General features: G+C 76.1%; 2 protein-coding genes. Both read right to left on the bottom strand.

Annotated features, from left to right (window positions below; all coding sequences use genetic code 11):
- Positions 1 to 305 precede the first annotated feature (305 nt).
- Positions 306 to 1,385: a FecCD family ABC transporter permease gene (locus tag ACTT8P_RS38145; RefSeq protein WP_442836378.1), complete on the bottom strand. Its 1,080-nt coding sequence runs from the start codon at positions 1,383 to 1,385 to the stop codon at positions 306 to 308.
- On the bottom strand, positions 1,382 to 2,388 hold a 1,007-nt coding region (locus ACTT8P_RS38140), incomplete at its 5' end, for a FecCD family ABC transporter permease (RefSeq protein WP_442836377.1). The genes ACTT8P_RS38145 and ACTT8P_RS38140, both read right to left, overlap by 4 nt.

The following is a 2,388-nucleotide window of genomic DNA, read 5'->3' as shown; positions in this document are numbered from 1 at the left end:
ACGTACGGCGTCCGGCGCCTCGGACGCCGCGGGCGCCCGCGCCACTGAGGGCGGCCCCCCCCTCACGGGAAGGCGCACGCGCCTCCCACAGGCACCCGCACCGCCTCCCCCGACCGCCACGCCGCCCGCGCCACCGAGGGCGGAACCCCTCACAGGAAGGCTCAGGTGCCTACCGCACGCACCCGCGCCACCGACCGAAGGCACCCCCGGTCACTGAAGGCACCGGGGCAGCCGCTCCGGTACGGCCTCCGGCCCGAGGAATGCCCCCCGGGACCGGACCCGGCCGCGAGTCGCCGCAGCGGACGTCACAGCCGCGCCCCCCGCCGTTCCCCCCGCAGCAGCCACGCCAGATAGGCGCCGCCGGCCACTCCGGTCAGGACGCCGACCGGCAGCAGGGCCGAGCCGGTCAGGCGCTGGGTGGTCAGGTCCGCGGCGGTGAGCAGGAGGGCGCCCATCCAGGCGGCGGGCAGGACGTTGGGACCCGCGGCCCGCGTCACCCGGCGGGCCAGTTGCGGCGCGGCCATCGCCACGAACGGGACCGGACCGGCCGCCGCGACCGCCAGCGCGGTCAGCCCAGTGCCCGCGCTCAGCAGGATCAGCCGGCTGCGCTCCGGCGGCACGCCGAGCGCGGCGGCGGTGTCGTCGCCCATCTCCAGCATGGTCAGGCGGCGCGCGAACACCAGGACCACCGGGCCGAGCACCACGACGCCGAGCGCCGCGATCCATACGTCGCTCCAGTCCCGCGCGTTGAGCGAGCCGATCGTCCAGCTCGCGGCCTGGGCGGCCTTGCCGATGTCGGCGCGCAGGTACAGGAAGTTGGTCACCGCGCCCAGTACCGCCGAGGCGCCGATGCCGACCAGCACCAGCCGGTAGCCGTGCACGCCGCGCTTCCAGGCCAGCAGATAGACCGCCGCGGCGGTGGCGACGCCGCCGCACACCGCGCCGAGGGCGGTCTGCGAGGCGCCCGCGTCCAGGACGATGATGGCGACCAGCGCGCCCGCCGACGCGCCGTTGCCGAAGCCCATCACGTCGGGACTGCCGAGCGGGTTACGGGTGAGCGACTGGAACACCGCGCCCGCCATGCCCATCCCGAACCCGACCAGCGCGGCCACCAGCGCGCGCGGCAGCCGCAGGTCGAGCACCACGAACTCGGCGCCGGGCGGGCCGTCGCCGAACAGGGTGCGCACCACCTCGGCCGGGGACAGCGCGTAGGTCCCGGTGCCGATGGCGAACACCATCGCGAGCGCCGCCAGCGCGGCCAGCGCCGCGCAGACCAGTACCGTCCGGGGGTCGAACCGCACCGACCAGCGTCCGGCCCGCAGCAGTCCGCGCCGCAAGCCGGGGCGGGTCACCGCCGTCCGCTCCTTCTCCTTGACCGGGCTCACAGCTGAGCCACCTTCCGCCGCCGTACCAGATGGATGAAGAGCAGGCCGCCGAGGAACGCGGTCACCGTGCCGACCTCGACCTCCGAGGGCGGCACCACGATCCGGCCGACGACGTCGGAGACCAGCAGCAGCACCGGCGCGAACACCGCGCAGTACGGCATGAGCCAGCGCGGGTCGGGTCCGCAGAACGCGCGGGCGGCGTGCGGGATCATCAGGCCGACGAAGGCGATCGGCCCGCACACGGCGGTCGCGCCGCCGCACAGCAGGGTGATGGCGACGACGGAGAGCACCCGCACCCGCCGCACCCGGGTGCCCAGCGCCAGCGCGTGGTCCTCGCCGAGCGCGATCGCGCCGAGCGGCCGGGCCAGCGCGAAGGCCAGCAGCGCGCCGGCCGCCAGCAGCGGCAGGACGGTGAGCAGCAGGGACAGGTCGCGCTTGGCGAGCGTGCCGACCGACCAGAACCGCATCTCGTCCAGGGTGCTCAGATGCCACAGCGAGAGGCCGTTGACATAGCCGAACAGGGCCGCGTTGACGGCGGTTCCGGCGAGCGCGAGCCGGACCGGGGTGGCCCAGCGGCCGCCGCCCAGGGCGTTGACGGCGGTGGCGGCGACGGCCGCGCCGAGCAGCGCGAACCACAGGTACCCGGTGAACGAGGTGATGCCGAGGACGCCGATCGCGGTGACCACGGCGGCGGACGCGCCCGCGTTGACGCCGAGCAGGCCGGGGTCGGCGAGCGGGTTGCGGGTCAGGGTCTGCATGACCGCGCCGCCGAGGCCGAGGGCCGCGCCGACCGCGACGCCGATGAGGGTGCGCGGCAGTCTCAACTCCCGCACGATCGCGTCGTTCTCGGTGCCCGAGGGGCTGAACAGGCCGGTCCAGACCTGGTCGAGGGGGATTCCCTTGGTGCCGACGGCCAGCGACAGGGCGGCCGCCGCGGCCAGCAGCACCAGGCCGAGCAGCAGCCCGGCCGGGCGCAACGCGGCCCGGCCGCGCGGGCGGCGGG

The sequence above is a fragment of the Streptomyces sp. JW3 genome (assembly GCF_052216785.1).
In the GTDB taxonomy this organism is placed as follows: domain Bacteria; phylum Actinomycetota; class Actinomycetes; order Streptomycetales; family Streptomycetaceae; genus Streptomyces.
Note: the sequence above shows the minus strand (reverse complement) of the source record. Positions and strands in the feature narration are given on the sequence as shown.